This window comes from Stenotrophomonas sp. HMSC10F06 (assembly GCF_001807865.1).
In the GTDB taxonomy this organism is placed as follows: Bacteria; Pseudomonadota; Gammaproteobacteria; order Xanthomonadales; family Xanthomonadaceae; genus Stenotrophomonas; species Stenotrophomonas bentonitica_A.
In genome coordinates this window covers 1-25,029 of the sequence record NZ_KV791256.1, presented here as the reverse complement: position 1 = coordinate 25,029, position 25,029 = coordinate 1, and the positions used below count along the sequence as shown (strand labels likewise).

At 67.1% G+C, this 25,029-nt stretch carries 26 protein-coding genes; 15 read left to right on the top strand and 11 right to left on the bottom strand.

The window, feature by feature from the left end; translation table 11 throughout:
• The first annotated feature begins 71 nt into the window (after positions 1-71).
• On the top strand, positions 72-1,634 hold the full coding sequence (locus HMPREF3113_RS02370; RefSeq protein WP_070470593.1) for a sodium/sugar symporter: 1,563 nt from the start codon (positions 72-74) through the stop codon (positions 1,632-1,634).
• Positions 1,635-1,718: 84 nt separating this feature from the next.
• On the opposite strand, the gene HMPREF3113_RS02365 is transcribed toward HMPREF3113_RS02370, so the two are convergent.
• Both HMPREF3113_RS02365 and HMPREF3113_RS02360 read right to left on the bottom strand, forming a co-directional pair.
• Positions 1,719-2,303 carry a response regulator transcription factor gene (locus HMPREF3113_RS02365; RefSeq protein ID WP_019183269.1) on the bottom strand — a complete coding sequence of 195 codons (585 nt, stop codon included), beginning with the start codon at positions 2,301-2,303 and terminating at the stop codon, positions 1,719-1,721.
• Positions 2,300-3,526, bottom strand: coding sequence for an ATP-binding protein (locus tag HMPREF3113_RS02360; RefSeq protein WP_070470591.1), 1,227 nt, complete (start codon positions 3,524-3,526; stop codon positions 2,300-2,302). Before HMPREF3113_RS02360 ends, HMPREF3113_RS02365 begins: the two co-directional genes overlap by 4 nt.
• A 144-nt stretch (positions 3,527-3,670) precedes the next feature.
• On the opposite strand from HMPREF3113_RS02360, the gene ispG reads away from it, so the two are divergent.
• The 3 genes from ispG (at position 3,671) to HMPREF3113_RS02345 (ending at position 6,493) form a co-directional block, all read left to right on the top strand.
• Positions 3,671-4,936 (top strand): flavodoxin-dependent (E)-4-hydroxy-3-methylbut-2-enyl-diphosphate synthase, encoded by a 1,266-nt coding sequence (gene ispG, locus HMPREF3113_RS02355; protein WP_070470589.1) that lies wholly within the window; start codon positions 3,671-3,673, stop codon positions 4,934-4,936.
• The gene (locus HMPREF3113_RS02350) at positions 4,917-5,645 is read left to right on the top strand and encodes a phosphatase PAP2 family protein (RefSeq protein WP_070470587.1); all 729 of its coding nucleotides are present in this window, start codon (positions 4,917-4,919) and stop codon (positions 5,643-5,645) included. The genes ispG and HMPREF3113_RS02350 overlap by 20 nt, the downstream gene beginning before the upstream one ends.
• Positions 5,646-5,845: 200 nt before the next feature.
• Positions 5,846-6,493, top strand: a complete 648-nt coding sequence (locus tag HMPREF3113_RS02345; RefSeq protein ID WP_019183265.1) for a response regulator — start codon at positions 5,846-5,848, stop codon at positions 6,491-6,493.
• Between the two features lie 54 nt (positions 6,494-6,547).
• Here the strand turns inward: HMPREF3113_RS02345 and HMPREF3113_RS02340 are convergent, their stop codons facing one another.
• The 5 genes from HMPREF3113_RS02340 to zwf form a co-directional block, all read right to left on the bottom strand.
• On the bottom strand, positions 6,548-7,207 hold the full coding sequence (locus tag HMPREF3113_RS02340; RefSeq protein ID WP_070470585.1) for a bifunctional 4-hydroxy-2-oxoglutarate aldolase/2-dehydro-3-deoxy-phosphogluconate aldolase: 660 nt from the start codon (positions 7,205-7,207) through the stop codon (positions 6,548-6,550).
• 193 nt (positions 7,208-7,400) lie between these two features.
• A complete protein-coding gene (gene edd, locus HMPREF3113_RS02335; RefSeq protein WP_019183263.1) occupies positions 7,401-9,317 on the bottom strand; it encodes a phosphogluconate dehydratase in 1,917 nt (638 codons plus the stop codon).
• A gap of 45 nt (positions 9,318-9,362) precedes the next feature.
• Positions 9,363-10,085, bottom strand: a complete 723-nt coding sequence (pgl, locus tag HMPREF3113_RS02330) for a 6-phosphogluconolactonase (RefSeq protein WP_070470583.1) — start codon at positions 10,083-10,085, stop codon at positions 9,363-9,365.
• Positions 10,082-11,089: a glucokinase gene (glk, locus tag HMPREF3113_RS02325; RefSeq protein ID WP_070470581.1), complete on the bottom strand. Its 1,008-nt coding sequence runs from the start codon at positions 11,087-11,089 to the stop codon at positions 10,082-10,084. Before glk ends, pgl begins: the two co-directional genes overlap by 4 nt.
• Positions 11,086-12,525 carry a glucose-6-phosphate dehydrogenase gene (gene zwf / locus HMPREF3113_RS02320; RefSeq protein WP_019183260.1) on the bottom strand — a complete coding sequence of 480 codons (1,440 nt, stop codon included), beginning with the start codon at positions 12,523-12,525 and terminating at the stop codon, positions 11,086-11,088. Before zwf ends, glk begins: the two co-directional genes overlap by 4 nt.
• Positions 12,526-12,879: 354 nt before the next feature.
• On the opposite strand from zwf, the gene ugpC reads away from it, so the two are divergent.
• Positions 12,880-13,971: an ABC transporter ATP-binding protein gene (ugpC, locus tag HMPREF3113_RS02315; protein WP_070470579.1), complete on the top strand. Its 1,092-nt coding sequence runs from the start codon at positions 12,880-12,882 to the stop codon at positions 13,969-13,971.
• A gap of 197 nt (positions 13,972-14,168) precedes the next feature.
• Here ugpC and HMPREF3113_RS02310 read toward each other — a convergent pair whose 3' ends face one another.
• On the bottom strand, positions 14,169-15,038 hold the full coding sequence (locus tag HMPREF3113_RS02310) for a CAF17-like 4Fe-4S cluster assembly/insertion protein YgfZ (protein ID WP_070470576.1): 870 nt from the start codon (positions 15,036-15,038) through the stop codon (positions 14,169-14,171).
• A gap of 39 nt (positions 15,039-15,077) precedes the next feature.
• On the opposite strand from HMPREF3113_RS02310, the gene HMPREF3113_RS18285 reads away from it, so the two are divergent.
• From HMPREF3113_RS18285 to HMPREF3113_RS02265, 10 genes are all read left to right on the top strand, one after another.
• Entirely contained in the window at positions 15,078-15,251 is a 174-nt protein-coding gene (locus HMPREF3113_RS18285; RefSeq protein ID WP_080114829.1) for a DUF1674 domain-containing protein, read from the top strand.
• A gap of 56 nt (positions 15,252-15,307) precedes the next feature.
• Complete coding sequence (gene sdhC / locus HMPREF3113_RS02305) at positions 15,308-15,700, top strand: succinate dehydrogenase, cytochrome b556 subunit (protein ID WP_019183256.1); 393 nt, start codon at positions 15,308-15,310, stop codon at positions 15,698-15,700.
• A complete protein-coding gene (sdhD, locus tag HMPREF3113_RS02300) occupies positions 15,697-16,083 on the top strand; it encodes a succinate dehydrogenase, hydrophobic membrane anchor protein (protein ID WP_019183255.1) in 387 nt (128 codons plus the stop codon). Before sdhC ends, sdhD begins: the two co-directional genes overlap by 4 nt.
• A gap of 31 nt (positions 16,084-16,114) precedes the next feature.
• The gene (gene sdhA / locus HMPREF3113_RS02295; protein WP_019183254.1) at positions 16,115-17,905 is read left to right on the top strand and encodes a succinate dehydrogenase flavoprotein subunit; all 1,791 of its coding nucleotides are present in this window, start codon (positions 16,115-16,117) and stop codon (positions 17,903-17,905) included.
• 163 nt (positions 17,906-18,068) lie between these two features.
• Positions 18,069-18,854, top strand: a complete 786-nt coding sequence (locus HMPREF3113_RS02290; RefSeq protein WP_019183253.1) for a succinate dehydrogenase iron-sulfur subunit — start codon at positions 18,069-18,071, stop codon at positions 18,852-18,854.
• Positions 18,855-19,047: 193 nt separating this feature from the next.
• On the top strand, positions 19,048-19,296 hold the full coding sequence (locus HMPREF3113_RS02285) for an FAD assembly factor SdhE (protein ID WP_070470574.1): 249 nt from the start codon (positions 19,048-19,050) through the stop codon (positions 19,294-19,296).
• On the top strand, positions 19,247-19,696 hold the full coding sequence (locus HMPREF3113_RS02280; RefSeq protein ID WP_070470572.1) for a hypothetical protein: 450 nt from the start codon (positions 19,247-19,249) through the stop codon (positions 19,694-19,696). Before HMPREF3113_RS02285 ends, HMPREF3113_RS02280 begins: the two co-directional genes overlap by 50 nt.
• Before the next feature lie 23 nt (positions 19,697-19,719).
• Entirely contained in the window at positions 19,720-20,961 is a 1,242-nt protein-coding gene (locus HMPREF3113_RS02275; RefSeq protein ID WP_019183250.1) for a lipoprotein-releasing ABC transporter permease subunit, read from the top strand.
• Positions 20,954-21,667, top strand: coding sequence for a lipoprotein-releasing ABC transporter ATP-binding protein LolD (gene lolD / locus HMPREF3113_RS02270; protein WP_019183249.1), 714 nt, complete (start codon positions 20,954-20,956; stop codon positions 21,665-21,667). Before HMPREF3113_RS02275 ends, lolD begins: the two co-directional genes overlap by 8 nt.
• A 105-nt stretch (positions 21,668-21,772) precedes the next feature.
• Positions 21,773-22,237 carry a DUF6491 family protein gene (locus HMPREF3113_RS02265; protein WP_070470570.1) on the top strand — a complete coding sequence of 155 codons (465 nt, stop codon included), beginning with the start codon at positions 21,773-21,775 and terminating at the stop codon, positions 22,235-22,237.
• Between the two features lie 171 nt (positions 22,238-22,408).
• On the opposite strand, the gene HMPREF3113_RS02260 is transcribed toward HMPREF3113_RS02265, so the two are convergent.
• The 3 genes from HMPREF3113_RS02260 to ftsY form a co-directional block, all read right to left on the bottom strand.
• Positions 22,409-22,678: an oxidative damage protection protein gene (locus HMPREF3113_RS02260; RefSeq protein WP_019183247.1), complete on the bottom strand. Its 270-nt coding sequence runs from the start codon at positions 22,676-22,678 to the stop codon at positions 22,409-22,411.
• Between the two features lie 4 nt (positions 22,679-22,682).
• Positions 22,683-23,822: an A/G-specific adenine glycosylase gene (gene mutY, locus HMPREF3113_RS02255; protein ID WP_070470568.1), complete on the bottom strand. Its 1,140-nt coding sequence runs from the start codon at positions 23,820-23,822 to the stop codon at positions 22,683-22,685.
• 132 nt (positions 23,823-23,954) lie between these two features.
• Positions 23,955-25,029, bottom strand: a 1,075-nt coding sequence (gene ftsY / locus HMPREF3113_RS02250; RefSeq protein ID WP_070470567.1) for a signal recognition particle-docking protein FtsY, incomplete at its 5' end; no start/stop codon positions are given.

Genomic DNA, 25,029 nt, shown 5'->3' with positions numbered 1-25,029 from the left:
GGGGCTGATCGCCGCCGCGCGCCGCACTTGCCGGCACGCGGGCCGGTGCAACGCTGCACAAGGAGCATGACGTGGGATTGGCAACACTCGATGTGGCAATCGTACTGGTCTACCTGGCCGGCATCTTCGTGCTGGCGCAATGGGTCTCGCGTGAGAAGGCCGGGCACAGCAAGAGTGCCGAAGACTATTTCCTGGCCGGGCGCTCGCTGCCGTGGTGGGCGATCGGCGCGTCGCTGATTGCCGCCAACATTTCGGCCGAACAGATCATCGGCATGTCCGGCTCCGGCTACGCGATCGGCCTGGCCATCGCCTCCTACGAATGGATGGCTGCGCTTACCCTGCTGATCGTGGGCAAGTACTTCCTGCCGATCTTCCTGCGCAACGGCATCTACACGATGCCGCAGTTCCTGCAGCAGCGGTACGGCAACAGGATCCGTACGCTGATGGCGGTGTTCTGGCTGGGCCTGTACGTTTTCGTCAACCTGACCTCGATCCTGTGGCTGGGCTCGATCGCGGTGACCGAGGTCACCGGCATGGACCAGATGCTGGCGCTGGTGCTGATCGGCGTGTTCGCGCTGCTCTACCAGTTGTATGGCGGCCTCAAGGCGGTGGCGCTGACCGATATCGTGCAGGTTTCGCTGCTGATCCTCGGTGGCCTGCTGGTGACCGCGCTGACGCTCAACGCGGTGGGCGGCGACGCCGGCATCCCCGGTGGTTTCCAGAAGCTGTGGGACCAGCACCCGGAACACTTCCAGATGATCCTGCACCCGGACAACCCGTTCTACAAAGACCTGCCGGGGTTGAGCGTGTTGATCGGCGGGCTGTGGATCATGAACCTGAGTTACTGGGGCTTCAACCAGTACATCATCCAGCGCGCGCTGGCGGCCAAGGACATCGGCGAGGCGCAGAAGCGCGTGCTGTTCGCGGCCTTCCTGAAGCTGCTGGTGCCGTTGGTGGTCGTGGTGCCGGGGATCGCGGCGGTGGTGCTGGCACCGGATCTGGGCAAGCCGGACCGCGCCTACCCGGCGATGATGAGCCTGCTGCCCAGTGGCATCCTCGGCCTGGTCTTCGCGGCGCTGGTGGCGGCGATCGTGGCGTCGCTGGCGTCCAAGATCAACTCGGTCGCAACCATCTTCACCCTGGATTTCTACGCCAAGGCACGCCCGCAGAGCAGCCAGGCCACGCTGGTGCGCGTGGGTCGCATCGCAGCAACGGTGTCGGTGCTGGTGGCGATCGCCACGGCACGGCCGCTGCTGGGCAGCTTCGACCAGGGCTTCCAGTACATCCAGGAATTCACCGGCTTCTTCACCCCGGGCATCACGGTGATCTTCCTGCTCGGGCTGTTCTGGAAGAAGGCCAGCGAAGCCGGCGCACTGGCCGCGGCCATCGGCTCGTTCGCCTTGTCGATCGTGCTGAAACTGGTGTGGCCGACGCTGCCCTTCATCGACCGCGTCGGCCTGGTGTTCCTGCTGGCGCTGGTGCTGGCCGTGGTGACGTCGCTGTGGAAGCCGGCGCGCACCGGGCAGGACCTGATCCGTACCGATGACGTGCGCTATGCCACGCCGATGAGTTTCAACATCGGTGGCGCGGCGGTGATCGCGATCCTGATCGCGCTGTACACGGTGTTCTGGTAACCGCGCTGCCCGCATGCGGCCAACGAAAACGGCGGCCTCGCGGTCGCCGTTTTCGTCTTCATGCGCGGTGCTGCAACGGGCCGGTCACCGGCTCGGATCGCGCTCCGGGCTGGGCCGCTTGGCCAGCTTGCGCTGCAGCGAGCGCCGGTGCATGCCGAGCAGGCGCGCGGCGGCGGAGACGTTGCCGCCGGTCTCATGCATCGCCTGCTGGATGTGCTCCCACTGCAGCCGGCTGATCGGCGTCATCGCATCGGGCGGTTCCATGTCGCCATCATCGGCCGGGCCGTCGTCTTCCTCGCCGAGTGCGCGCAGGATCATCGGCACCGTGGCCGGTTTGGGCAGGTAATCGTCGGCGCCGAGTTTGATCGCTTCCACCGCGGTCGCGATGCTGGCATAGCCGGTCACCAGCAGGATCCGCATGTCTTCGCGCAGGGCGCGCAGCGGCTGGATCAAGGCCAGGCCGGACTCGGTGCCGAGCTTGAGATCGATCAACGCGTAGGCGGGCGGCTGCTGGCGGGCCAGCAGCAGCGCCGAGGCGGTGTCGCTGGCGGTGACGGTTTCCAGCCCCTTGCGGGCCAGGCTGCGCTGCAGCGTGCGCAGATACAGTTCGTCGTCGTCGACCAGCAGGCCGTGGCTGGCCTGACCGGGCGCGGGGGTGAAGGCGGTCATGCGGAAGTCTCCCGTGGGGACAAGGGCAGGCGGAAGCCGACGCGGGTGCCGGCACCATTGGCCGGGCGCATCCACAGCTCGCCGTCCAGGCGTTCGATGGTGGCGTGGGACAGCGCCAGGCCGACACCCATGCCGTCGGTCTTGCCGCTGTTGAACAAGGTGCCGGGCAACACGGCCTGGCGGGCATCGAACCCGTGGCCGTAGTCGCGCACTTCGCCGATCAGGTCATCGCCTTCGATGCGCAGCGACAGGTCCACCTGCGGGCGGTCGGCTTTCTCGCCGGCGTCGGCGGCATTGTTGAGCAGCACCATCAGCAGGTGCCCGATACCCGGGTCCAGCGGCAGGGTCAGCGGGGCATCTTCATTGCGATGCAGTGCGATGGTCGGCCGCACCAGCCGCCACTGTTCCAGCACCTGCGGCAAGGTCACCGCATCGCGGTCGGGGGCATCGCCTGCGGCGGGGCGGGCCAGTGCCAGCACGCGCTCGCGGCACTGCACCAGCAGCTCGCGCAGGGTTTCCACGTCATCACGGACCTCGCTGCTTTCGGTCTGGTCGGCGATGTCGTCGGCCAGCAGGGTCATGGTCGCCAGCGGGGTATTGAGTTCATGCGCCACCGAGGCGGCGTGGGTGGCCAGGGCGACGATGCCTTCGTTGCGGACGAAGCGCTCGCGCAGCAGGGCCAGTTCGTGCTCGCGCTGGCGCAGGGCGATCGCCAGCCGGGTGGCGAACACCAGCACCACCGTTGCCGACAGCAGGAAGTTGCAGACCACGCCCCACTGCTGCATCTGCGCACCGGTGAAGTAGCCGCTGGGCAGTGGCAGGCCGAACACGCCGCTGACCGCGTAGCCGATCAGGCAGGCCGCCGCCACGGCCAGGGTCCAGCGCAGGGGCAGGGCGAGCGCAGCCAGGGCGATCAGGATCAGGAACAGCGAGCCGAAGGGGTTGGCGATGCCGCCACTCCAGCCGACCATCCAGGTCAGCACGGTGACATCCACCAGGATGTGGCCGAAGGCGGTGACCGGCGCGGTATCGGGGCCTTGCACACGCAGCTGCGCGTACAGGTTGAACAGGGTCAGCGCGGCGACGCCGGCCCACAGCGGCAGCTGCGGCAGTTCCAGGCCCAGCACCCAGGTGGCGACCAGGATCGTGGCGGCCTGGCCGGCCACGGCCAGCCAGCGCAGGCTGCACAGGGTGCGGAGAAAGGGGGCGTCGGTACCGGTCATCACCGCACATCCTATGCGCTCCCGACAGCGCCTGCCTGCGACAATCGGCCGCATCGGGGCGGGGCGCCGTGCGGCGGGCGCTGAACATGAGCGCCGAGCAACGACAGACACCTACGTGCGCGCTGGGCGCGCTAAAATACGCCGATGCATGACGCCGTGACCCGACCGACCCACCCCGCCGACTCCGCCGTGTGGGCCCGCCGCCAGACCCAGCCCGTCCGTATCGGCGGCGTGGTCGTGGGTGGCGGCCATCCCGTGGTGGTGCAGTCGATGACCAACACCGACACCGCCGATGTCGCCGCCAGCGTGAAGCAGGTGGCCGAACTGTGGCGCGCAGGCTCGGAGATGGTGCGGCTGACCGTCAACAATCCCGAGTCGGCTGCGGCCATCCCGCGGATCGTGGAAAAGCTGCAGATGATGGGGATCGATGTCCCCCTGATCGGCGACTTCCATTACAACGGCCACCAGTTGCTGACCCAGGAGCCGGCCTGCGCCGAAGCCCTGGCCAAGTACCGGATCAATCCGGGCAACGTCGGCTTCGGCAAGAAGAAAGACACCCAGTTCGCGCAGCTGATCGAATTTGCGATCCGCTACAACAAGCCGGTCCGCATCGGCGCCAACTGGGGCTCGCTGGACCAGTCGCTGGCGGCGCGCCTGATGGACGAGAACAGCCAGCGCGCGCAGCCCTGGGATGCCGGGCGCGTGCTGCGTGAGGCGCTGATCCGCTCGGCGCTGGATTCGGCCGAGACCGCCGTGGAACTGGGCCTGCCGCGCGACCGCATTGTGCTGTCGGCCAAGGTCAGTGGGGTGCAGGAGCTGATCGCGGTGTACCGCGACCTGGCCCAGCGCTCGGATTTCGCGCTGCACCTGGGCCTGACCGAAGCCGGCATCGGCAGCAAGGGCATCGTCGCCTCGTCGGCGGCGCTGGCGGTGCTGCTGCAGGAAGGCATCGGCGACACCATCCGCATTTCGCTGACCCCCGAACCGGGCCAGTCGCGCACCGCCGAGGTGATCGTCGCCCAGGAACTGCTGCAGACCACCGGGCAGCGGGCCTTCACGCCGCTGGTCACGGCCTGCCCCGGCTGCGGCCGGACCACCTCGGAGTTCTTCCAGGAGCTGGCCAAGGTCGTGCAGAACCATGTGCGCGAGAAAATGCCGCTCTGGAAGGTGAACCACCCCGGCGCCGAAAGCATGACCCTGGCGGTCATGGGCTGCATCGTCAACGGGCCGGGCGAGTCGCGCCACGCCAACATCGGCATCTCCCTGCCGGGGACCGGCGAGACGCCGGCGGCGCCGGTCTTCGTGGACGGTGAAAAGACGGTCACCTTGCGCGGCGAGAACATCGCCCAGGACTTCGTGGCGCTGATCGACGATTACGTCGAACGCACCTATGTCCGAACGCTCGGATAAGCCGGCGGTGCTGGCTGCCCCGGAGGCGGCGGCCGGTTTCCGCCACTGGATGGGCCGCAACGCCTGGCGCTTCGTGCTGCTGTTCGTGGGCGTGCTGCTGCCCCTGGCCGGGTTCGTCGCCCTGGCCGATGAAGTCCATGAGCTGGAATCGATTTATTTTGATGCGCCGCTGCTGTGGAAGATGCATGGCCTGCATTCGCCGGGGCTGGACCAGTTCTTCGTGCTGCTCTCCAAACTGGGCTACGAGTGGTTCCTGATCCCGGCCGATGTGCTGATCGTGGTCCTGCTGGCCTGGCGCAAACGCTGGCGCGAGGCCAGTTTCGTGGCGATCTGCTTTGCCGGCTCGGCGCTGCTCAACCTGGGCAGCAAGCGCTTCTTCCAGCGCGACCGGCCCAGCCTGTGGGAATCCATCGCCCCGGAAAGCACCTTCAGCTTCCCCAGCGGCCATGCCATGGGCTCGATGACCCTGGCCGTCACCCTGGTGCTGTTGGCCTGGAACACCCGCTGGCGCTGGCCGGTCGCCTTCTCCGCGGTGACCTTTGCGGTGCTGGTCAGCCTGTCCCGGGTCTACCTCGGGGTCCATTACCCCTCCGACATCCTGGCCGGCTGGTGTGCCGCCCTGGTCTGGGTGGTAGGGTGCTTCCTGGTCATGTTCCGCCGTCGCCATCCGTGGCGGCATGCCGCTGAGACGAATACGGCGGTAAACTAGCCGAAAGCGGCATGAAAACGGGCGGCATCCATAGGCTGTTCCACTGGAACGGAAGAGGATGAGAGGCACAGGGGGGAGGGGCAGACAGCACGTCTGTGATGCGTGGAGCAGAACGCGATGATGGGGAGCCTGGTTCCTTGTGATCGACACATCCCGCGGCTAGGCTTGCCCCCGTTCACAGTGTTTGACGAGGTTGGCGGATGACGATTCGAGTGTATCTGGTGGACGATCATGCTCTGGTGCGCACGGGCATGAAGATGATCCTCTCCAACGAGACCGACATCGAGGTGGTCGGTGAGGCGGAGAGTGGCGAAGATGCATTGCCGGATATCCGCCGACTGCGGCCCGACGTCGTGCTGTGCGATCTGCACCTGCCTGGCGTCAGCGGCATGGAAGTGACCGAGCGCGTGGTCCGTGGCGACCACGGTACCCGCGTGGTGATCGTCTCCGTCCTTGAAGATGGGCCGATGCCCAAGCGCCTGCTCGAAGCCGGTGCCTCCGGCTACATCGGCAAGGCCTGCGATGCCCAGGAACTGCTGCGTGCCGTGCGCGATGCAGCGCTCGGCCGTCGTTATCTCGGCAACAGCATCGCGCAGAACCTCGCGTTGTCGAACGTGGAAGGCAACCACTCGCCGTTCGACACCCTGTCCCCGCGCGAGCTGGAAGTGGCGCTGCTGTTGACCCAGGGCCTGCGCCAGGAAGACATCGCCAAACGCCTGAGCCTGAGCGCGAAGACCGTCAACACGCACAAGGCGCGCCTGTTCGAGAAAATGGGCATCAACGACAACATCGCGCTCGCGCGCATGGCCAGCCAGTACGGCCTGGTGGATCCGGCGCGCCCGATGTAATCCACGCGTGGGATGCACGTAAAAAAACGCCCGGGCATGCCCGGGCGTTTTCGTTCAGTGCGCGCGGACCCGCGCCACGATCTTCGCGGCCTGGGCCGCGCTTTCGCGCACCTTGTCCCACTCGCCACGCTCGATCCAACCCCCCGGCACCATCCACGAACCACCGATGCAGACCACGTTTTTCTGCTCCAGGTATTCGGCGGCGGTGTCTTCGGTGATGCCGCCGGTCGGGCACAGCTTCAGATCCGGAATCGGACCGGCCAGGCCCTTGATCATTGCGAGCCCGCCCACGGCCGAGGCCGGGAACAGTTTGCACACCCGGAAGCCGCGCGCATACAGCGCCAGCATCTCCGTCGGCGACGCCGCACCCGGCACCACCGGCAGCGGCGCCTGCGCCAGCGCATCGGCCATGTGCGCCGGCGTACCAGGCGTGACCAGGAAATCGGCGCCCGCATCGATGGACTGCTGCATCTGCTCCACGGTCAACACCGTGCCCGCACCCACCACCACATCCGGCAGCTCGCGCTTGAGCATGGCGAGCGCTTCCATCGCCACCGGCGTACGCAGCGTCAGCTCGATCGCCGGCAGCCCGCCCTCCAGCAACGCCGCACTGACCGCACGGGCCTGGTCCAGCGTATGCACGGTCACCACCGGCAGAATGCCGGTAGCCTTCAACAGGGTTTCAGCGCGTTTCTGATGTTCGGCGATGCTCATGCGTTTCCAATCCTTCTTCCAATAAGTGCGACGCCACAACGCGCCGAAATGTGTCCGGAGGCAGCGGATGGCCCCAACCAGGACCGTAAAGCGGCATGGACGCCGCTTTACGAGCCCCCATGGATGGGTTCACGGCGCGTCCTGGTTGGGGCCGTCCGCTGCCTCAACCAGGACACCTTACCGCTGCGTCAGCTCAGGCGTCCTTCGCCTCATGCGGCGCATCCGCCGCCGCCGCATCATGCCCAAGCTCGTATTCCGCATCGTAGTTCCAGATGCTGCCGTCATCGGCGGCCGGCCCACACGAAATCGACATCGCGCCCTGGTCGGCCGGGCCTACCAGACGGCGGCTCATCGCGAACAGATTGCGGCCCAGATCGTGCCCGGCCGGCGCAGTATTCGGCGCCGGCTCGCGTGCGGCGAACTCCGCCGCATCCACCAGCAGCTCCAGCGTGCCGGCCTCACCATCCAGACGGATGATGTCGCCCTCGCGCACCCGCGCCAGCGGACCGCCGCGCGAGGCTTCCGGCGTCATGTGGATCGCGGCCGGGAACTTGCCCGAGGCACCGGACAGGCGACCATCGGTGACCAGCGCCACGCGGCGGCCCTGGTTCTGCAGCAGGCCCAGCAGCGGCGCCAGCGAATGCAGCTCCGGCATGCCGTTGGCGCGCGGGCCCTGGTAACGCACCACCGCCACGAAATCGTGCGGCAGCACACCGGCGGCGTGCAGCTTGTTCAGCACCTGCGGTGCATCGACCACCACGGCCGGCGCTTCGATCGTGCGGAACTGCGGCTTCACCGCTGACAGCTTGATCAGCGAACGGCCAAGGTTGCCGCGCAGCAGGCGCAGGCCGCCCTGGGCTTCGAACGGATCGGCCACGCCACGCACCACGTCCGGATCGGCGCTCTCGCGCACGCCATCGATGTAGGTCAGCTTGCCGTCGCGCAGCGCCGGTTCCTGGCCGTACTGGTGCATGCCGCCTTCGGCCACGGTCTGCAGGTCGGCGTGCATCAGCCCGGCCTCCATCAACTCGCGGAACACGAACGCGGTGCCACCGGCGGCGGCGAAGCGGTTCACGTCGGCTTCGCCGTTCGGATAGACGCGGGCCAGCAGCGGGATCAGCTGCGAGAGCTGGTCCATGTCGTCCCAGGTCAGCACGATGCCGGCCGCACGCGCCACCGCGATCCAGTGGATGGTGTGGTTGGTCGAGCCGCCGGTGGCCATCAGCGTGACCACCGCATTGACGATCGCGCGCTCGTCGATCAGCCGGCCGAGCGGACGGAAGTCATCGCCCAGTGCGCTGATTTCCAGCGCACGCACCGCTGCCTGGCGGGTCAGCGCATCGCGCAGCGGCGTATCGGGGTTGACGAACGAGGCGCCCGGCAACTGCACGCCCATCGCTTCGAGCAGGGTCTGGTTGGAGTTGGCGGTGCCGTAGAAGGTGCAGGTACCGGCGCCGTGGTACGAGGCGGCCTCGGCCTCCAGCAGTTCCTCGCGGGTCGCCTGGCCGGCCGCATAGCGCTCACGCACTTCGGCCTTCTGCTTGTTCGGGATGCCCGGGGTCATCGGGCCGGCCGGCAGGAAGATCGCCGGCAGGTGGCCGAAGGCCAGCGCACCGATCAGCAGGCCGGGCACGATCTTGTCGCAGACGCCGAGGTAGACGCTGGCGTCGAACATGTCATGGCTCAGGCCGATCGCGGTGGACTGGGCGATCACATCGCGCGAGAACAGCGACAGCTCCATGCCGCCACGGCCCTGGGTGACACCGTCGCACATCGCCGGCACGCCACCGGCCACCTGTGCGGTCGCGCCGAGTTCGCGCGCGGTTTCGCGCAGGATCTCCGGGTAGTGCTCGAACGGCTGGTGCGCCGAGAGCATGTCGTTGTACGCGGTGATGATGCCCAGGTTGGGCGTCACGCCGCCGCGCAGGCGCGACTTGTCGGTCGGGCCGCACGCGGCGAACCCGTGGGCGAGGTTGCCGCAGCTCAGGCGCGAACGGAACGGACCGTCGCGCAGCGCCGCGTCGACACCGGCCAGGTAGGCGGCGCGCGAGGCGACGCTGCGCTGGACGATGCGCTCGGTGATGGCATGGAGTTTGGGATGCAGGCTCATTGGCTACCGGCTATGAGAAGGCGAACGGAACAACACCGGGGCAACTCAGTCACACCAGTGGACGCGCAGTTTCGCGCCGTCGAGATCGATCGCGTTGAGGATGGGATACAGCTGCGGATTGTTGCTTTCCAGCGCGTGCTTGAGCACTTCCAGCTTCTGCTTGCCGCGCAGCAGCAGCAGGCGCTGGCGGCTCTGCTTCAAGCCGTGCGGGGTGAGGGTGATGCGCAGCGGCCACTGGTTGGCACCGGGGCAGCCGGTGGCATCCAGCGCCGCGTAGGGCAGGGTGCTTTCCAGTGCCCGGGTCAGGTCCTTCGACCCCGGGAACAGCGACGCAGTGTGGCCGTCGTTGCCCATGCCCAGCACGCTCAGGCACGGCCGCTGGCTGTGCTGGGCCTGCAGGTTGGCGCTGTAGACGCACTCGGGCAGCGGTTTGCCGACCCGCACCAGCGGATCGAAATGCGCACCGTCGGCACGGTTGAGGAAGCTCTCGCGTACCAGCCAGGCATTGCTGTCGCGATCCTGTGGCGACAGCCAGCGCTCATCGACCAGGCTCACTTCCACCCGGTCCCATTGAACATCCAGCTCGGCCAGTGCCTGGTAGATCGGCGCCGGCGTGGTGCCGCCGGAGAGCAGCATGCGCGCCCGGCCGAATTCGGCGATGTCGCGGTTGAGTTCGGCGGCCATTTCAGCGGCCACGGCCTCGATCCAGCCATCGGCATCGCCGTGACGGATCAGGGTGAAACGGTCGGACGTATCCAGGGTATTCATGCGGTGCCTCCCGGCAGATCGCGTTCCACATCCGCCGCATACGCGGCCGCGCCGAGCAGGCCGGGGCTGGGGTGCATCACGGCCAGTGACGGCACCTTGGACATGATCGAAGAGAAGCGGCCCTTGTGTTCAAAACGCTGGCGGAAGCCGGAATGCTGCAGCGAATCGAGCATCTTCGGCACCAGGCCGCCGGTCAGGAACACGCCGTCCCAGGCGCCCTGCATCAGCACCAGGTCGCCGGCGATCGCGCCGAACACCGCGCAGAACACATCCACGGTCCGCATCGCCTGCGGGTCGCCATGCAGTGCACGCGCGGTGACGTCCACCGGCTGCAGCTGGCCAGGGTCGATGCCGGCCATCTCGCACACGGCGCGATGGATGTTGACCAGACCGGGGCCGCAGATCAGGCGCTCGTTGGAAACGCGCCCGAACTGCTCGGACAGGATCTCCAGAATGCGGATTTCCTCCGGCGTGCCCGGCGGGAAGCTGACGTGGCCACCCTCGGTTTCCAGTGGATAGCAGCGGCCGTGGCGCAGGATCAAGCCGCCCACGCCCAGCCCGGTGCCCGGACCGATCACCGCATAATTGCGCGGCTGGCCGGGCTTGCCCGGCACCCATGCCGCGCCGCCAACCTGGATCACGTCGTGCGGCTGCAGCAGCGAGATCGCCATTGCCTGCGCGGCGAAGTCGTTGATCAGGTGCAGTTCGTCGAAGCCGAGCATGTGCGCGGTGCGCATGCGCGAGATTACCCACGGGTGATTGGTGATGCGTGCCTCGTCACCGTCGACACGGCCGGCCACGGCGAACACACCGCGCTTGGCTTCGGCGCCGATCTGCTCGAGGTAGTGCCGTGCGGCTTCACCGAGCGAGGGGAAGTCAGCGACCGCGAATTCGCGGATGCTGTCCTGCTGCAGCGGCGCGGCCAGCGAGGTATCGGCCAGGGCGAAGCGTGCATTGGTACCGCCGATATCCGCGACGAGGACCGGCTGGGACAAGACCGTCATGCCTGGCCACCGCGGGTTGCGTCGGCATCGGCGTCGGCAGGCAGGAAGCCTGCGGCTTCTTCTGGACCCCACTGACCGGCCGGGTAGGGCTGCAACGGCAGCTTGGCTTCCTTCCACGCATCGCTGACGCTGTCGATCCACGCCCAGGCCGCGCGCACTTCGTCATCGCGCACGAACAGCGCATGGTTGCCGTTGAAGGCATCCAGGAACAGGCGTTCATAAGCGATGCGGCGGTGCAGGCCGGTCGGCACGGACAGTTCCAGTTCCAGCGGATGCAGTTCCAGCGCGCCCCATTCCGGGCCGGCCAGCGAGCTCATCAGGCCCAGCTCGATGTTTTCCTGCGGCTGCAGCTGGAAGGTGATGCGGTTGGGGGTGGCATTGCCGCGGTGCGGGCGCTCGAACAGCCAATGCGTGACCGGCTTGAGCGTGACCACCACGCGGGTGGTGCGCTCGGCCAGGCGCTTGCCGGTGACCAGGTGGAACGGCACGCCGGACCAGCGCCAGTTGTCGATATGCGCGGTGACGCCGGCGAAGGTTTCCACATCGCTGCCTTCCGGCGGCTGGTAGGCCTGCGCAGGCTGGCCGTTGATGGTGCCGGCGGTGTAGCGGCCCCGCACGCTGTCACGCGCGGCATGCTTGGCATCGAGCGGGCGCAGGGCGCGCAGCACTTTGACCTTCTCGTCGCGGATGCGGTCGGCTTCCAGCGACGCCGGCGGTTCCATCGCGACCAGGCACAGCAGCTGCAGGATGTGGCTCTGGACCATGTCGCGCAGCGCGCCGGAGCGGGCGTAGTACGCATCGCGGCCATCCACGCCTTCGCTCTCGGCCACCAGGATGTGCACCGATTCGATGTAGTTGCGGTTCCAGACCGCCTCGAGCAGCGTATTGCCGAAGCGCAGCGCGATCAGGTTCTGCACCGCGGCCTTGCCCAGGTAGTGGTCCAGGCGGAACACGCGGTCTTCGTCGATCCACTGGCCGATCGTGGAGATGATCTCCTCGGCGCTGGCACTGTCGCTGCCGATCGGCTTTTCCAGCATCAGGCGGTGCGGGGCGGCCAGCGCGCCGCCCTTGGCCAAGCCTTCGCAGGTGGAGATGTACAGGCCCGGCGGGATCGCCAGGTAGCTCACGCAGTTGCGGTCGACCAGGTCGTGGACCGATTCGGCCACGGACTCGGGATTGCGCAGGTCCACCGAGCGGTAGTCGATGCGCTGCAGCAGCGAGTGGATATCGTCCTGGCTGGCCATCGGCATGGCCTGCTGCAGGCGCGGGCGCAGGATCTCGCGGAAGGCGTCGGTGTCGTGCGGCGACAACGCCAGCGCACGAACCTTGAAGTCTTCGGGGAGCAGGCCGTCGCCCAGCAATCGCAGCAGCGAGGGGAACAGGTAGCGCTGGGCCAGGTCACCTGTGGCGCCAAACAGGAAAAGGGTGTCGTGCATCGCTCGAGTTTCAGATCCGGGTGACATCGTTGTCAATCGCTTCTCGTCTATGTTCTCGGGGGTCGGGCGGGGTCCTTTGTCTGCTTGTTGCAGGTGCAGCACGCCCCATGGATTCCGCCCGGCATGATGGCCTGCCAACCCGGTGTCGTGGGGGATATCGCATCCTCCCCGGCATCCAGGTCACGGCCGACTATCGGATAGTGCCACGTGAAAACGTTTACATGGCAGAATGCGCAGACTGTATTCGATTGCAGTGGTCGCCGTCATGCGGCACCACGCCATCGACCTGCCATCGGGAGGGCCGAAGGCAGTTCCGCATAACAGCCCGGAGACCGGGCGGACTGGAATGGTGATATGGCAAAAGTGCAGTTGCAGGGCGTTCGCAAGGTCTACGACAACGGTCAGGTGGCCGTGCAGGGCGCGACCTTCGAAGTGGCCGATGGTGAATTGATGGTGCTGGTGGGGCCGTCCGGGTGTGGCAAGTCCACACTGCTGCGCATGGTCGCCGGCCTGGAAGAAATCAGTGGCGGCACGCTGACGATCGGCGACCGCGTGGTCAACGACGTGGCGCCCAAGGATCGTGACATCGCCATGGTGTTCCAGAGCTATGCGCTGTATCCGCACATGACCGTGGCCGAGAACCTGGCCTTCGGTCTGAAGCTGCGCGGCCACGACAAGGCCACGATCAGCAAGCGGGTCAGTGAGGCGGCCCAAACGCTGGGCCTGACCGAGATGCTCGACAAGCTGCCCAAGGCGATGTCCGGCGGCCAGCGCCAGCGCGTTGCGCTGGGCCGCGCGCTGGTGCGCGAGCCGGCGGTGTTCCTGCTCGATGAGCCGCTGTCCAACCTGGACGCCAAACTGCGCCACAGCGTGCGGACCGAAATCGCGCAGCTGCACCGCAAGCTGGGCACCACCATGATCTACGTGACCCACGATCAGGTGGAAGCGATGACCCTGGGCCAGCGCATCGTGGTGCTCAAGGATGGCGTGATCCAGCAGATCGATACCCCGATGGCGCTGTACGACCGCCCGGCCAACCTGTTCGTGGCCGGCTTCCTCGGCAGCCCGGCGATGAACGTGCTGCGCGGCACCCTGCAGCGCACCGACAGCGGCTATGCCGTACAGGACACCGGGCTGACCGCGCCGCTGGGCCAGGCCCGGATCGATCAGGCGTGGGTCGGCAAGGCGATCGCCGTGGGCGTGCGCCCGGAGCATCTGCAGCCGGCCGCGGCCGGGGATGCGGCGGCATTCGAGGCGATGATCGATGGCATCGAGCCGGTCGGCAACGAGATTTTCGTCAACATGACCAGTGGCGGCCAGCCGTTGGTGATGCGCGTGGCACCGCAGGGGTTGCCGTCGGTCGGCGAGCCGATCCGCGTGGCGATCCATCCGCAGGGCCTGCATTTCTTCGATGCAGAGACCGGCGAGCGCTTGAACGACGCGTAAGGCGCGGACGGGTACGGGGTTGCCGGCCAGCGGCCGGCACTACCCGTGCGCGAATCCGGCAGTGCCACCAGATCCGGTAGTGCCACCAGATCGGGCAGTTCCACCAGATGCGGTAGTGCCGGCCGCTGGCCGGCTCCACGCACACCCATCAACGTTCATGGCGTACCGCATCGATCAACGGTCGATGCCTACCGGGTCTACCGCGCCAGACCATCCAGCAACGGCAGGTGGGCGGCCTGGACCCCGCCGACGCTCAACGGCTCCGGCGCGATCTCCAGCGGCAGCACCGCCAGGGCCAGATCACCGGCCACCGAGGCCACCGTGCCGATCGCTGCGTCCTTCTGATGTACCTGCGTGCCGCTGGTCGTGCCCTCCACGACCCGCAGCAGCTGCAGGGCGCGCTTGGCCTTGCCCAGGAAGTGGGTGCGGGCCACGATTTCCTGGCCCGGGTAGCAGCCTTTCTTGACGCTGTACCCGTTCAGGCGGTCCAGGCCCAGCTGCTGCGGCGTCCACTGCTCGCGCTGATCGGCATCCAGGCGCGGCAGGCCGTAACGCAGATCGGCCTGGCGCCAGGCCAGCGCGATATCCGCGCTGTCGGCGTGGGTCGCCACGGCGTCGGCGGCACCGATGCGCAGGCTGCGCGGAAGTGCGTCGCTGCCCAGGTCCAATTCGATGTTTTCGCCGCCAAGTTGCGCAATCGCGCCGCCGGAGGCCGATTCCGGCGCGGTGAAGCTTGCCGCCACGGCAAGATCATTGCGGACCTCGATCCGCACCTTGCGGCGGAAGACAAAACGCTGCAACTGCGACGCAATCGCATCGGCGTCGCCATCGGCGAGCACCACCACGATGCGCTCCTGGTCCAGCCGCAACAGCTGGAACACAGCAATGGTGCGGCCCTTGGCCGTCAGCCAGGCACTCCACTGCCAATGCCGCAGGGGCAGGGCGGTGACATCGCTGGAGAATTGGGCATGGGCGAACGCGGCCGCATCGGCACCGCTGAGACTGAGCAGCTGGTGACCGGGGAGGCGCGAAAAGCCGGCGAAATCGGAGGGCAGGTTGTCAGGCACGTGAACGGGGTCTAAAATTTGTGCGTTGCGAGACCACCCATGATAGGCCAAACAACCCCCTCTCCAGATTCTGAAGCTGAAGGCACGCTGGTACCCGAGGAGCAACCGCTTCCCGAGACTCCGGCATTGCCCTTGGAAATCGGCGGCCGCGGCGGACTTGATCCGGTGCGGTACGGAGATTGGGAGAAAAACGGACGCTGCATCGATTTCTGATCAGCATTGAGCCAACGCGGCATTGCGCCGCCCAGCCGAGACAACGAGCCCAGCGAATGGCCGCCAGAGAACGTCCCCTTTCCCCGCACCTTCAGGTGTATCGCTGGCAGATTCAGATGGCCACCTCGATCCTGCATCGAGCCACCGGCATCTTTCTGTCTGTTGGAGCCCTGATCATTGCCGGCGGCCTGCTCGCCCTGATGATGGGTCCTGAATCCTGGAACTGCTTCACCGGCCATGCCGGCAGCTGGTACGGCAAGCTGTTCCTGTTCGCATGGACCTGGTCCTTCGCCTACCACCTGTGCAATGGCATCCGCCATATCGTGCAGGACTTCGCGATCGGCTTCTCCATTCCCGCCTTCGTGCGCAGCAGCTGGGTCTCGGTCTTCGCCAGCCTGGTGATCACCGCCCTGGTCTGGGCCTACGTCTTCATGGGAGCGGCCGCATGAACAAGTACCGTACCCCGCTGAAGAACGTGCGTGGCCTTGGCGCTGCCAAGACCGGTACCGAGCACTTCGTGATGCAGCGCCTGACCGCCACCGCGCTGGTCGGCCTGACCATCTGGTTCCTGGTGTTCGTGCTGAGCCTGATCGGCGCCGATTACGTGACCGCGACCGACGCGGTGTCCAAGCCGTGGAACGCGGTGCTGCTGGTCGGCTTCCTGGTCGCGATGTTCTGGCATGCCCAGCTCGGCCTGCAGGTCGTGCTGGAAGACTACATCCACAATTCGCTGCTGGCCCTGGCGCTGCAGACCACGGTGAAGTTCATCGCCGTGCTCGGCGGGATCGTCAGTGTTTTTGCGGTCGCCCGCATCGCGCTCGGCGTCGCCTGAGTCCAGGCACCAAGACAGGAATCCAGATTAGATGTCCGCTTACAAGATTACGGAACACAAGTACGATATGGTCGTGGTCGGCGCCGGCGGTGCTGGCCTGCGCGCCACGTTCGGCCTTGCCGCCAAGGGCCTGCAGACGGTCTGTCTGACCAAGGTCTTCCCGACCCGTTCGCACACCGTGGCCGCGCAGGGCGGTATTTCGGCCGCGCTGGGCAACATGGGCGAAGACGACTGGCGCTACCACTTCTTCGACACCATCAAGGGCTCGGATTGGCTGGGTGACCAGGACGCCATCGAGTACATGTGCCGCGAAGCGATCCCGGCCATCATCGAACTGGAACACTACGGTGTGCCCTTCAGCCGTACCGAAGAGGGCAAGATCTACCAGCGCCCGTTCGGTGGCATGACCACCAAGTACGGCGAAGGCCCGTCCGCGCAGCGCACCTGCGCCGCCGCCGACCGTACCGGCCACGCCATGCTGCACACGCTGTACCAGCAGTCGCTGGCGCACAACGCGCGCTTCATGATCGAGTACTTCGCGCTCGACCTGATCTTCGATGACGAAGGCGTCTGCCGCGGCGTGCTCGCGCTGGACATGGCCGACGGCTCGCTGCACCTGTTCCGCGCCCACGGCGTGGTGCTGGCCACCGGCGGCTACGGCCGCGCCTACTTCAGCGCCACCTCGGCCCACACCTGCACCGGCGACGGCGGCGGTCTGGTCATGCGTGCCGGCCTGCCGATGCAGGACATGGAGTTCGTGCAGTTCCACCCGACCGGTATCTACGGCGCGGGCTGCCTGATCACCGAAGGCGTGCGTGGCGAAGGCGGCATCCTGCGCAACAGCAACGGCGAGCGCTTCATGGAGCGCTATGCCCCGCACTACAAGGATCTAGCTTCGCGCGACGTGGTGTCGCGTTCGATGACCATCGAGATCCGCGAAGGCCGCGGCGTTGGCGAGCACAAGGATCACATCCTGCTCGACCTGACCCACCTCGGCCCGGGCGTCATCGACGACAAGCTGCCGGGCATCGCTGAAAGCGCCCGCATCTTCGCCGGCGTGGACGTGCACAAGCAGCCGATCCCGGTCATCCCGACCGTGCACTACAACATGGGTGGCATCCCGACCAACTACCACGGCGAAGTCGTGCGCAAGGTCGGCGACAACCCCGATGCGGTCGTGCCGGGCCTGTACGCCATCGGCGAAGCGGCCTGCGTGTCCGTGCACGGTGCCAACCGCCTGGGCTCCAACTCGCTGCTGGATCTGGTCGTGTTCGGCCGTGCGGTGGCCAACCGCTGTGCCGAGACCATCAAGTCCGGCGCGCCGCACAAGACCCTGCCGTCGGATGCGTGCGACAAGGCGCTGGGCCTGCTGGACAAGCTGCGCTACGCCAACGGCGACACCCCGACCTCGGTCATCCGCGATCGCATGCAGCGCACCATGCAGAACGACGCGGCGGTGTTCCGGACCAGCAAGACCCTGGAAGAGGGCTGCGCCAAGATGGCCGAGATCTTCGACTCCTTCCAGGACGTCAAGGTCTCCGACCGTTCGCTGGTGTGGAACTCGGACCTGATCGAAACCTACGAGCTGAACAACCTGCTGCTCAACGCGGTGGCGACGATCAACTCGGCCGAACAGCGCAAGGAAAGCCGCGGCGCGCATGCGCATGAGGACTTCCCGGACCGCGACGACGTCAACTGGCAGAAGCACACGCTGGTCAACGTCGACGAGAACGGCAAGTGCGAGTTCGACTACCGCCCGGTCCACATGTACACGCTGAGCAAGGACGTGGACGTCGTCCCGCCCAAGCCGCGCGTTTACTAAGAGACCTGCGGCATGACCTCCGTCCACGCAGCGCCCGCGACCGCCGTCCCCCGCAAGGGTGGGGTGGCGCGTGCGCCGCTGGCCGGTGGTGTCGACTTCCTCATCTTCCGTGCTACCCGCGCCTGCCCCGCAGCGCGAGCCGCCTGAGCCAACGAGAACAGCCATGGCCGAGTTTTCCCTCCCCAAGAATTCCAAGATCGGAAAGGGCAAGCACTTCCCCGCCAAGAGCGGTGCGAAGAACACCCGCACCTTCAAGATCTACCGCTGGAGTCCCGACGACGACAGCAACCCGCGCACCGATACGTACGAGATCGATCTGGACGCCTGCGGCCCGATGGTCCTGGACGCGCTGATCAAGATCAAGAACGAGATCGATCCGACCCTGACCTTCCGTCGTTCGTGCCGTGAGGGCATCTGCGGTTCGTGCGCGATGAACATCGACGGCACCAACACGCTGGCCTGCACCCGCGCCATCGCCGACTGCGGCAAGGCCGAAGTGCCGATCTACCCGCTGCCGCACATGAGCGTGGTCAAGGATCTGGTGCCGGACCTGACCCACTTCTACGCGCAGTACGCCTCGATCAAGCCGTGGATCCGCACCCAGACCCCGCCGCCGCCGGATCGCGAGCGCCTGCAGTCGCCGGAAGACCGCAAGAAGCTGGACGGCCTGTACGAGTGCATCCTGTGCGCGTGCTGCTCGACCAGCTGCCCGAGCTACTGGTGGAACGGCGAGCGTTACCTGGGCCCGGCCATCCTGCTGCAGGCCTACCGCTGGATCGTCGACTCGCGCGATGAAGACACCGGTGCGCGCCTGGACGAGCTGGAAGACCCGTTCAAGCTGTACCGCTGCCACACCATCATGAACTGCTCGCGGACCTGTCCGAAGGGCCTGAACCCGGCGCTGGCCATTGCCGAGATCAAGAAGTTGATGATGGCGCGTCGCGCCTGATCCAGACGTGCCCGGTAGCGCCACGCCATGCGTGGTCCTGCAACAGAGGATCGAAACGGTAGCGCCACGCCATGCGTGGCGTCTCAGAAAATGATCGAAATGGTAGAGTCATGCCATGCGTGGCTTCTCAGAAAATGATCGAAACGGTAGAGCCACGCCATGCGTGGCTTTGCCTTATCTGGAAACGCAGAAAATGGATGAAGCAACCGAACTGAAAAAGCTGCGCTGGCGCTGCCGCCGCGGCATGCGCGAGCTGGATCAGCTGTTCGGCCGTTACCTGGACCGGTGCTGGCTGCGGGCACCGACAGACGAGCGCGAGGTTTTCCTGTTCCTGCTGGAAAGCGAAGACGATAAGTTGTGGCGCTGGTTCATGGGTTACGAGGAATGCCCGCATGCCGCGCCCGCTGCCCTCATCGCCAGGATCCGCGCCCTGCCAGCTTGAGTGGCACCCCTCGCGCTGGCAGTGCCGCGCGCTGATCGCCATGGGCGCGCTGATGCCCTGGGCCCTGTGGGCCACCGAGCTTCCGGCGCCGTGGGGCCTGGCCTTGGGCCTGGTGGCGATGGTGGGCACGTGGCTGGAGGCGTGGCGGTATGCGCGCGGCCCGGGCTGCGCCTTCCTGATCCCCCTGGATGATGAGCCGGCCCAGGTGGATGGCGAGGCGGTCGAGGACCTGCAGATGCGTCGCCGCGGCCCGCTGCTGCAGCTGCGCTGGCGGTATGAAGGGCGTCGCCACTGGCGCCTGTTCTGGCCCGATACCCTTTCGGCGGCGCAGGCACGTGAACTGCGACTAGCCGTCCGGGCACACTGCATTTCCCGTTCACCCCCTGCAGTGGCACCATAGCCTGAATTGTCCGGCGTACCTGCATGTTCAAACCCATACCTGTCTCGATTGGCCTGCGCTACCTGCGCGCCAAACGCCGCAACGGCTTCATCTCCTTCATCTCCATGGCCTCGATCCTCGGCATCGCGCTGGGCGTGACCGTGCTGATCACCACGCTGGCGGTCATGAGCGGTTTCCAGAAGGAAATCCGCGACCGGCTGCTGCAGATGACCGCGCATACCACCATCACCACCGACGGCGCCCCGATGGCCGATTGGGCGCATGCGGTGGATGTGGCGAAAAAGGACCCGCGTGTCGCCGGCGCGGCGCCGTACATCGAAATCCAGGCCATGCTCAGCGGCCCCCGCGTGCAGGGCGCCATCGTGCAGGGCATCGACCCGGCGCTGGAGCCGAACGTCTCGGTCATCAACCAGAAGGTCAAGAAGGGCAGCTTCGACAGCCTGACCGCAGGCAGCTACAACCTGCTGGTGGGCCAGGAACTGGCGATCTACCTCGGCGTCGGCGTGGGCGATACGGTGCTGGTGACCCTGGCGGAAGTGCAGGGCACGCCGATCGGCGCGATCCCGCGCATGAAGCGCTTCACCGTGAGCGGCATCTTCGAGGCCGGTTACAACGAGGTCGACCGCGGCGTGGCCTACGCCAACATGGCCGATCTGGAAAAGGTGCTGCGCATCGATGGCGTCACCGGTGTGCGCCTGAAGCTGCACGACATGGACAAGGCGCTGGACGTCGGCGTCGATCTGGCCCACAACCTGACCGGTGCCTACCGCGTCAGTGACTGGACCCAGCAGAACGCCAACCTCTACCACTCGCTGCGCATGGAGAAGGTGGTGATGGGCATCCTGCTCTCGCTGATCATCGCCATGGGCGCGTTCAACCTCGTTTCCTCGCAGGTGATGCTGGTCACCGACAAGCAGGCCGACATCGCGATCCTGCGCACCCTGGGCCTGACCCCGGGCGGGGTGATGCAGGTGTTCATGGTGCAGGGCTCGCTGATCGGCATCTTCGGCACCGTGCTGGGCGTGATCGGTGGCATCACCCTGACCTTGAACCTGGAGCGCATCCTCGGCGCGATCGAGACGCTGTTCAACGTCAAGCTGCTGCCGGAGGACGTGTACTACATCACCGGCCTGCCGACCGACATGCAGACCCCGGACATCATCATGATCACCGCCGTGGCGCTGGTCATGAGCTTCCTTGCCACCCTGTATCCCGCCTGGCGCGCGGCACGTACCCAGCCGGCGGAGGCCCTGCGTTATGAATGAAGCACTCACCCTGGGCCAGGAAGTCATCCGCGCCGAAGCGCTGGCCAAGACCTATGCCGAAGGCCGCATGCAGACCCCGGTGTTCAACGGGCTGGACCTGCGCGTGGCCGCCGGCGAGACCGTGGCCATCATCGGTGCCTCCGGCGCCGGCAAGAGCACCCTGCTGCACCTGCTGGGTGGCCTGGATACGCCGACGGCGGGCGAGGTCTATGTGGCCGGCCAGCGCATGTCCGGCCTGTCCGACAGCCAGCGTGGCCGCCTCCGCAACCGCGCCCTCGGCTTCGTCTACCAGTTCCATCACCTGCTGCCCGAATTCACCGCGCTGGAAAACGTGATGATGCCGGTGCTGCTTGGGGGCGAAGAAGTGGCTGACGCGCGCAACCGTGCGCAGGCGTTGCTGGAATCGGTCGGCCTGGGGCACCGGGTGGACCACAAGCCGGGCGAGCTCTCCGGCGGTGAGCGCCAGCGTGCCGCCGTGGCCCGCGCCCTGGTCAACCGCCCGGCCTGCGTGCTCGGCGACGAGCCCACCGGCAACCTGGACGACAAGACCGCCGCGACCGTGTTCGAGCTGATGCTCGAGCTCAACCGCGCGCACCACACCAGCCTGGTGCTGGTGACCCACGACCGCTCCCTGGCGCGCAAGCTGGACCGCGTGCTGGAGTTGCGCGAAGGGCGGCTGCACAGCCTGGCGCACAGCGAGGTCTGAGCAGGCAGCAGCGCCTGCCTGGGCGCTGAACACCCGGCGGGTTCCTCTCGCCGGGACCACGCCGGGCGGCGCATGATCGGCGCACAGTCCCCAGCAGGAGGCGTCATGAAGCAGACCCTCGCCATCGCGGCCCTGTGCCTTGGGCTGGCCGCGTGCGCCAGTACCGGCCGCCTGTCCACCGCGCAGAAGCTCGATCTCTACCGCGCCCACGCCGGGCCGCCGCAGCAGGACATGCCGCTGTACGGCTCACTGTCCGGCTGGACCGAGCTGGGCGACAGCGCGCTGGCGGTGTGGACGCGCCCCAGCGAAGGCTATCTGCTGGAGCTGGCCGGCCCCTGCCAGGGGCTGGACTACGCCCCGGCGATCGGCCTGACCAGCCGGGTCGGCCGTGTGTCGGCCCGCTTCGACAAGGTGCTGGTGCACGACCCCACGCCGGGACCGATGAACATGCCGTGCTTCATCAGCAGCATCCGCAAGCTCGATACCAAGGCGCTGCGCGCCTCCGAGCAGGAGCTGCGGCAGGCGCAGCTGCAGGAGCGCGAAGAAGGCCAGCAGGCGCCGACCCGGTAGTGCCGGCCGCTGGCCGGCCAAGGCCTATCGAGGATGCACCGCGATCTCGCCGTCGGCATAACCTCGCGGTCGCCACAACCTGGCGATCGCCAACAACCTCGCTATCGCCAACAACTTCACGGTCCCCCATCCTCGCGGTAGATACCGACCGTTGGTCGGTATCAGACCCGGTCACGCCTCCGGAACAAACCCGGCCGGCTTCTCCGCGCCACCGCTGAAGAGATACTTCACCAGTTCCTCTTCCAGGAACGCACGGTGCTTGGGATCGCGCGGCGACAGCCGGTTTTCGTTGATCAGCATGGTCTGGTGCGCCAGCCACGCGGCCCAGGCCGGCTTGCCGATGTGGTTGAAGATGCGCTGGCCCAGCTCGCCGGGGTAGGGCACGAAGTCCAGGCCTTCGGCGTCGCGTTGTTCGTACTGGCAGAAAACGGTGCGGGGCATAGCGTTACTCGTTGTCTTGGGATGTTGCTGCGCGCCGCATTGTACGGCGCTTGGGCTGAGCGGGCGGTGCACCGGTCTGGAGCAGCTTGCGGATCGGTGCGGGCAGGCCCAGCTTTTCCAGCTCTTCGGCAGCGACCCAGCGTACGCCGGCATCCTCGCCGCGCGAGCCCTGAACCGTCGCCACCAGTACCTGCAGATGCAGCCGGTAGTGGCTGAAGGTGTGCTCCAGCACCGGCAGCGGCTCGGCATCGTCCAGCGAGCCCTCGATATGCGCATCGAACCAGTCCTGCAGGGCGATGCCGCTGTCAGCCTGGGGCAGGGTCCACAGCTGCGCCCAGATGCCGGTGTCCGGCCGCTTCTGCAGCAGCACACGGCCGCGCGCATCGCGCAGCAGCAGCGCCACCGCCTCGCGTTCGGGCAGGGTCTTGCCCGGCTTCGGTGTCGGCAGCTGATCGGTACGGCCTTCGCGCCGTGCAACGCAGGTCGCCTGCAGCGGACAGATCACGCAGGCAGGCCTGCTGCGGCTGCAGACGCTGGCGCCCAGGTCCATCTGCGCCTGGGTGTAATCGACCATGCGCGTGCCAGGCACCTGCGCTGCGTGCGCCTCGGCGACCGCCCACAGCTGCTTTTCGATCGCCGGCAGGCCGGGAAAGCCCTCGATGCCGTGATAGCGGGTCAGTACGCGCTTGACGTTGCCATCGAGAATCGCGAACCGGTCACTCCAGGCCTGGCTGAGGATCGCGCCCGCAGTGCTGCGGCCTATGCCCGGCAGCGCATGCAGTGCATCGAAATCACGCGGCAGCTCGCCGCCATGCAGGTCCACGCAGCGCTGCGCGGCGGCATGCAGGTTGCGTGCACGGGCGTAGTACCCCAATCCCGCCCACTGCGCCATCACCGCGTCATTGCTGGCGGCGGCCAGGTCGGGCAGGGTCGGGAATACGTCCAGGAACTTCAGGAAGTACGGGATGACCGTGCTGACCTGGGTCTGCTGCAGCATGATCTCCGACAGCCACACCCGGTACGGCGAGCGCGGGTGCTGCCAGGGCAGGTCGTGCCGGCCATGGTCATCGAACCAGTGCAGCAGCCGGGAAACGAACACATCGTCGGCAGGCAATACGGCGCTGGCGGGAGGCTGGCGGGTCATGCAGATTCCGGAGAAGGACGGGAGCCACGCCATGCGTGGCTGCATCGGCAGCCGGGGAGACCGGTCCCGGAGGTGAAGCAGCCACCCATGGGGTGGCTCCACAAGTGAAGCCGCTGCCTGGCCCGGCGGTGATCAGGCGCCGAGTGCTTCCGGCAGCAGTGCGTCGACGAAGGCTTCCGGATCGAACACGCGCAGGTCTTCCGGGCGCTCGCCGATGCCGCAGAAGCGGATCGGAATGCCGAACTCGCGGGCCAGCGCGAACACCACGCCGCCCTTGGCGGTGCCGTCCAGCTTGGTCACCACCAGCCCGGTCACGTTGACCGCGGCATGGAACTGACGCAGCTGCGAGAGCGCGTTCTGCCCGGTGGTGCCATCGATGACCATCAGCACTTCGTGCGGTGCATTGGCTTCGATCTTGCCGAGCACGCGGCGGATCTTGCCCAGCTCGTTCATCAGGCCAGCCTGGGTATGCAGGCGGCCGGCGGTATCGGCGATCAGCACTTCCGTGCCGCGCGCCTTGCCGGCCTGCAGCGCATCGAAGGCGACCGAGGCCGCGTCGGCATTCTGGCCCTGGGCGACCACGGCCACACCGTTGCGCTCGCCCCAGGCCTGCAGCTGCGCGACAGCGGCGGCACGGAAGGTATCGCCGGCGGCCAGCATCAGGCTGTGCCCGTCGTCCTTGAAGCGCTTGGCCAGCTTGCCGATGGTGGTGGTCTTGCCGACGCCGTTGACGCCGACGGTGAGCACCACGAACGGCTTGGCGGTGCGGTCGATCACCAGCGGCTTGGCGACCGGCTGCAGGATGGCGATCAGCTCGGCGCGCAGCGCGGTGAGCAGCGCATTGGCATCGGCGAACTCGCGCGCCTTCATGCGCTTGCGCAGGCCTTCCACCAGCGCGGTGGTCGCACCGACGCCGACATCGGCGGTGATCAGCGCAGTTTCCAGCTCATCGAGCAGGTCATCATCGAGCTTGGGATTGCGCGAGAACAGGCCGCCGAAGCTGCGGGCGATCACGCTGTTGCGCAAGCGCTCGCGCCAGCCGCTCTTGCCGGCCGCGGCGGGGGCGATGTCCTGGGAGGACGGGCGCTCGGTCACGATGATCGGGGCAGCCGGAGGAGCCGGAGCAGCCGGGGGTGCCGGAGCTGCCGGGACGGCCGGAGCGAGCGCGGCGGGCACGGCCGGAGCAGCCACCGGCGGCGCGACGACG

Bases quoted from the DNA above. Each gene is read 5' to 3' on its own strand.
- glk (WP_070470581.1), bottom strand. From the start codon at position 11,089: ATGACGGTCTTGTCCCAGCCGGTCCTCGTCGCGGATATCGGCGGTACC.
- HMPREF3113_RS02350 (WP_070470587.1), top strand. From the start codon at position 4,917: ATGTCCGAACGCTCGGATAAGCCGGCGGTGCTGGCTGCCCCGGAGGCG.
- edd (WP_019183263.1), bottom strand. From the start codon at position 9,317: ATGAGCCTGCATCCCAAACTCCATGCCATCACCGAGCGCATCGTCCAG.
- HMPREF3113_RS02340 (WP_070470585.1), bottom strand. From the start codon at position 7,207: ATGAGCATCGCCGAACATCAGAAACGCGCTGAAACCCTGTTGAAGGCT.
- sdhD (WP_019183255.1), top strand. From the start codon at position 15,697: ATGAACAAGTACCGTACCCCGCTGAAGAACGTGCGTGGCCTTGGCGCT.
- HMPREF3113_RS02275 (WP_019183250.1), top strand. From the start codon at position 19,720: ATGTTCAAACCCATACCTGTCTCGATTGGCCTGCGCTACCTGCGCGCC.
- zwf (WP_019183260.1), bottom strand. From the start codon at position 12,525: ATGCACGACACCCTTTTCCTGTTTGGCGCCACAGGTGACCTGGCCCAG.
- HMPREF3113_RS02365 (WP_019183269.1), bottom strand. From the start codon at position 2,303: ATGACCGCCTTCACCCCCGCGCCCGGTCAGGCCAGCCACGGCCTGCTG.
- HMPREF3113_RS02265 (WP_070470570.1), top strand. From the start codon at position 21,773: ATGAAGCAGACCCTCGCCATCGCGGCCCTGTGCCTTGGGCTGGCCGCG.
- ispG (WP_070470589.1), top strand. From the start codon at position 3,671: ATGCATGACGCCGTGACCCGACCGACCCACCCCGCCGACTCCGCCGTG.
- HMPREF3113_RS18285 (WP_080114829.1), top strand. From the start codon at position 15,078: ATGATAGGCCAAACAACCCCCTCTCCAGATTCTGAAGCTGAAGGCACG.
- sdhC (WP_019183256.1), top strand. From the start codon at position 15,308: ATGGCCGCCAGAGAACGTCCCCTTTCCCCGCACCTTCAGGTGTATCGC.
- ugpC (WP_070470579.1), top strand. From the start codon at position 12,880: ATGGCAAAAGTGCAGTTGCAGGGCGTTCGCAAGGTCTACGACAACGGT.
- lolD (WP_019183249.1), top strand. From the start codon at position 20,954: ATGAATGAAGCACTCACCCTGGGCCAGGAAGTCATCCGCGCCGAAGCG.
- HMPREF3113_RS02260 (WP_019183247.1), bottom strand. From the start codon at position 22,678: ATGCCCCGCACCGTTTTCTGCCAGTACGAACAACGCGACGCCGAAGGC.
- HMPREF3113_RS02360 (WP_070470591.1), bottom strand. From the start codon at position 3,526: ATGACCGGTACCGACGCCCCCTTTCTCCGCACCCTGTGCAGCCTGCGC.
- HMPREF3113_RS02345 (WP_019183265.1), top strand. From the start codon at position 5,846: ATGACGATTCGAGTGTATCTGGTGGACGATCATGCTCTGGTGCGCACG.
- HMPREF3113_RS02280 (WP_070470572.1), top strand. From the start codon at position 19,247: ATGCCGCGCCCGCTGCCCTCATCGCCAGGATCCGCGCCCTGCCAGCTT.
- HMPREF3113_RS02285 (WP_070470574.1), top strand. From the start codon at position 19,048: ATGGATGAAGCAACCGAACTGAAAAAGCTGCGCTGGCGCTGCCGCCGC.
- mutY (WP_070470568.1), bottom strand. From the start codon at position 23,822: ATGACCCGCCAGCCTCCCGCCAGCGCCGTATTGCCTGCCGACGATGTG.
- pgl (WP_070470583.1), bottom strand. From the start codon at position 10,085: ATGAATACCCTGGATACGTCCGACCGTTTCACCCTGATCCGTCACGGC.
- sdhA (WP_019183254.1), top strand. From the start codon at position 16,115: ATGTCCGCTTACAAGATTACGGAACACAAGTACGATATGGTCGTGGTC.
- HMPREF3113_RS02290 (WP_019183253.1), top strand. From the start codon at position 18,069: ATGGCCGAGTTTTCCCTCCCCAAGAATTCCAAGATCGGAAAGGGCAAG.